The 4,370-nt window shown below is 58.6% G+C and carries 5 protein-coding genes and 1 pseudogene; all 6 read right to left on the bottom strand.

What is annotated here, in order from left to right; translation table 11 throughout:
* The coding region (locus tag ACZIRK_RS44645; RefSeq protein WP_474419786.1) for an IS701 family transposase at positions 1–469 on the bottom strand (469 nt) is incomplete at its 3' end.
* A 107-nt stretch (positions 470–576) separates the two neighbouring features.
* Positions 577–1,428 carry a reverse transcriptase domain-containing protein gene (locus ACZIRK_RS44650; protein ID WP_463331970.1) on the bottom strand — a complete coding sequence of 284 codons (852 nt, stop codon included), beginning with the start codon at positions 1,426–1,428 and terminating at the stop codon, positions 577–579.
* Between the two features lie 825 nt (positions 1,429–2,253).
* Positions 2,254–2,761, bottom strand: a pseudogene (locus tag ACZIRK_RS44655) (IS5 family transposase); the annotation flags it as partial.
* Complete coding sequence (locus tag ACZIRK_RS44660; RefSeq protein WP_474419784.1) at positions 2,743–3,096, bottom strand: hypothetical protein; 354 nt, start codon at positions 3,094–3,096, stop codon at positions 2,743–2,745. The gene ACZIRK_RS44660 and the pseudogene ACZIRK_RS44655, both read right to left, overlap by 19 nt.
* Before the next feature lie 27 nt (positions 3,097–3,123).
* Positions 3,124–3,345: a hypothetical protein gene (locus ACZIRK_RS44665; RefSeq protein ID WP_028168747.1), complete on the bottom strand. Its 222-nt coding sequence runs from the start codon at positions 3,343–3,345 to the stop codon at positions 3,124–3,126.
* A 98-nt stretch (positions 3,346–3,443) separates the two neighbouring features.
* Positions 3,444–3,920, bottom strand: a complete 477-nt coding sequence (locus tag ACZIRK_RS44670; protein ID WP_130231852.1) for a hypothetical protein — start codon at positions 3,918–3,920, stop codon at positions 3,444–3,446.
* Positions 3,921–4,370: the final 450 nt, after the last annotated feature.

Here is a 4,370-nt window from a genome sequence, read left to right on the forward strand (position 1 = left end):
GGTCGATGAAGGCATGGCCATGCCGTGACACATAGGCGGCGAACACTCCGATCTGGCAATTGGTGATCTTGCCCGCCGAGCCAGTGTACTGGCGTGCGACCCCGCACGAGGCCTTGCCCTGTTTCAAAAAGCCGGTCTCATCGATGACCAGGACCGCGTCCTCATCGCCAAGCGTCTCCAGTGCGTACTCACGCACAATGTCGCGCAGCGCGTCGGCATCGCAATGCCCTCGGCCTAGAATCGCCTGCTGGCGCCACGGGCCTGGATCGCCAGCTGCCTCCGCCCGCATCCAACCCGTCTTGCGCGGCTCGTTACCCAACAGTCCGTCGAGAAACTGCCACGCCGAGGCCGCGACCCGCTCCTGCGTAAACAGCGGACGGATGCGTTCCTTGGCATCTCGCAACGAGGAAGCCCACAGCGTCAGCGTATCTTCAACCGACGCACCACCAATCATCAGATCCCGAATCATGGTCACCCATGGATTCAGAACCCTCAATCAATTGTTCGCGGTAGGGACGCTCATTGCTGAGCGCCCCCCGCACAGATCCGGACGGGCCCAATTAAGGCATCCGGCTCCTACCTTGGGTGTGTGACGGCGAAGCGCTGTTGGGGCCAGGGATGCAGGATACGGGGTTGAGGAAACCAATCATCTGCCAACTTCGTCATACGATCCCAAGTGAAGCCGTCTCGTTGGCTACGCCGCCGAAGCGTTCGTCGCCAGAGGTCGGTCACATAATAGCGGAAGGCTGAAAGCGCCCGTCCGTTTGCAGGAACCGCATAGTAGGCGAAGTGGCCGGTGATGACCTGTCTCAGCCATTTACCCTGGACGGGGATCGGTTGGTGCATTCGACGCCGCAGCTCTCCCTTGATGTCCTGAGGCTTCGTCCGCAGACGGTCGCGACGGGTCTTCCTTTGGAGCAGGAAGCTCCCCCGACGTGACTTACCGTAGATGTGGGTGAAGCCCAGAAACATGAACGTCTCCGGTTTGCCGAGCCCGCGTGCCTTGCGATTGGCCGCCGCATAGCGACCGAACTCAATCAGGCGGGTCTTGTCCGAATGGAGCGTCAGCGCGAATGCCTCAAACCGTTCACGCATCGCATCAAGGAAACGGCGAGCGTCGTCCTCATGCTCGAAGCCGGCCACCAGATCATCGGCGTAGCGCACGATAATCATATCGCCGTGAGCCTCTTGCCGTCGCCAGCGTTCGGCCCAAAGATCGAATGTGTAGTGCAGGTAAACGTTGGCGAGCAGCGGCGAAATCACCGATCCTTGCCCCGTGCCCCTGTCGTCCACGGTTACGACCTCGTCTTCGAGGATGCCCGCCTTCAGCCATTTACGGATCAGGCGGATGATGCGCTTGTCGCCGATGCGGTGCTCCAAAAACTGGACCAGCCAGTCTTGGCTCACACTTCCGAAGAAATTTTGCACGTCGGCGTCAACTATCCAGTTCACCTTCCGCGTGGTGATCGCTACCGCCAGGGCGTCCAGCGCATCGCTCCTCGGTGGACCCGAGCGTTCAGATCCTCAAGCCGAGGCTCCAGGTCTGTCTCGAAGTCCTGCCATGTCACACCGTCCACGCCGGGGCTGCTTTGCGCTTGAGCGCGTAGAACGCCAACCGGAGCGTGTCAGTGTTGATATGGTGGAGAGGCGCCGTGAACCGCTCTTTCTTCCCAAGCTTTGCCGCTTGCCGTACGCGGTCCAGCGCCTGGGTCACGCGAGCCCGGGTCTGCGTCCGGTGCGTGCTTTGCTGTCCCGCGTTCCTCCTGGTCCCAGCCCTTGGCTCCATCGCCTCTGCCACCGGAGCCCCGGCTTTATTCGGCGACTTCGTCGCTACTATGGCCGAGTCAGACTTCTCCTGATCGTTCATCGGCGGCTATGGCTCCTCGCCTTCCCACCGCGGACCAGGCTGCTCAGCGAGCATCTGGCCGACCAAGAGACCTCCCGGTTCCCGTACAAGAAGCTTCTGCACATGCCAGGGTCTGCGACCACGCCGAAACGACTGGGCGCTCGCGATATCGCACCCCTTCGTGTTGCCTTCCGCTCAGTTGACAGCGTCGGCTCTCGGGAAAACACTCTTTCGCGGCTTAATGGCTGGCCTGTGCGCTCCCCTGCCGACGCTTCGCCGACATCCTCGCGGATGCCTGCGCACGGCTCGGGGCCGATGTGGGTCGCTACTCCTTCATCGTCGTGGACTTCCACCACCTACTCCTTGCCGGTCTCCCGGCGCACCAACTGTAATGTTAGGGTTCAGACTCAATTGATCCAATAGGCGACGACTGCGGCGATGTGGACGGCAGCCAAGAAGTTTCTGGCGAGTTTGTCGTAACGAGTTGCGACACGCCGGAAATCCTTGAGCCGGCAGAAGCAACGCTCGATGACGTTGCGCCCTTTATAGGCGCGCATGCTGAAGTTGTGGAGGGTCACCCTGTTGGATTTGTTTGGAATGACGGGCTTCGCACCACGATTGACGATTTCGGCGCGAAAGCCGTCGCCGTCGTAGCCTTTGTCCCCAATGAGGGCAGACATTGGCGGCGCGAGGTCCAAAAGGGCCGGCGCTGCGGCAATATCTGCATCTTGGCCCGGAGTGAGATGAAATGCGCAAGGTTTGCAATCAGGGTCGCTCAGCGCGTGGATTTTCGTGGTCCGCCCGCCGCGCGAGCGGCCAATCGCCTGTTCATGCTCCCCCCTTTCCGCCGCTCGCCGAGCGATGCGCCTTGATCGAGGTGGAGTCGATGGACAAAGTCACGCCGTCCTTGCCCGCACTCGAGAGAATCGCAGCGATAGAAAAACATCTCGGAATTGGCAAGAAGGTGGTTGTGACATTGGCAAGCGATCTTTGAAGCGCTCGCCCGCCTGGTCTATCCCCTTGCGGTAGCCGGAAATATTCTCGACTTCTCGTCGAAGATCATCGAGGTCGTGACGAAGCGTTCTCAATTCCGAGTGGATTTCACTAAGCTCGCGATCAATGCGGGTGAAGCCAGCGTCGACTTTCTTCTCCAGTCGACCGATCTCGTTACGAATCTCTGTTCGAATATCCTCACCTTCTTCTTTGATAAGTCGAGCAAGCTTGTCGAAATCGGACTCCTTCTTAGCCATCCTGGAAGTATAGCACGGGGCCGATTGTCATGATCCCTTAGTCGCTCGCCTGAACTGATCGAGGCTGGATGCGAATGAAGGCAGCCGCCGATAGGTGCCATCCGAGTAGCGTTGGTAGCTCTGCCAGACGTGCGGATCGGCATCGGGGTCTCCGAAGTGCACCAATCCATCAAAGGCCCAGCCGTCGTCGGGATTGACGCCAAACCACACATCGCAAAACCGATCGCCCCGATCATCGACAAGCTGCACGAGCCAATCCGTTTTACCATGCTGACAGCGTACCTCGAATCTAAAGGCAGGTGCGTGGGAGAAGAGTTGCGGCATCAGTCGCTGGTTGAGCTCGCGCTCTAACCAGCGCTCGCGCGGTTCTCGCGCTTACGAATGAACGTCTCATATCCCTCCGGATTAACCTCCTTCAGGCGATCTAGCGCGCGCTCAGCTTCCAGATCGGCGGCCTTGCTATGACGCTGTTTGATCTCGTTTACTTTCGCTTCCATCCCTGCGAGCTGCCCCATTGCTGTTGTTACATCCTCGGATGCGATCTTGAGCTTCGCGCCTGGTGTCTCCTCGATGCCTACGAGCATCGCCCTAAGCTCTTTAACGGCATTGCAAAGAATGACCAGCTGTTCAGCTAAGCCAATCTCAGCACTTACGTCATTATCGACTTGCCGGTGAAAATTCGGTGCGATGTCCTGCACCACCGACCCGCTGAGTGGCGCGAAAAATGGAAAACTCAACCAAGAGAACCAATTAGGGTTTGACATAGAATCCTCTCGGCTATCTTGGTGTTCTTCCTCAGCATATTCCAGCAATTGGCGTGCCAATCGGCTTGGTTTCGACGATGGCGCAAAGTACAGATATCATTTCCATCGGGCATGCGAACCTAGCGCGGCCCGGATGTATACAATTCACCCTGAAATCACACGGATGTTGTAGGCTCTCGGTCATGGCAAACAGCATGATCGTCTCACAGAGAGTTCGCTGGGGTCCCGTTGATGGTCGCCCCGCAGGCATCCGCGTATAAGAGAACGAGGCTGAGGCTGACTTTATAGCGTGGCCTGACTTAGCAGTCTGCTGAAAAAGCCGTCGTCAGGGGCTGCGATTGATGATTCTATATCGATCATGGATCGTCGGGGGTTCGCATGCCGGGCGCTTTTTCGGATCAGGGCGGATTATTTTCGTACATTTCGCCGGAGGCACGAGTTCCTGCGGACCATCCGCTCAGGAAGATCCGGCAGTTCGTCCGCGATGTGCTGACGGAGATGAATCGCGAC

The organism is Bradyrhizobium sp. Leo114 (genome assembly GCF_055229415.2).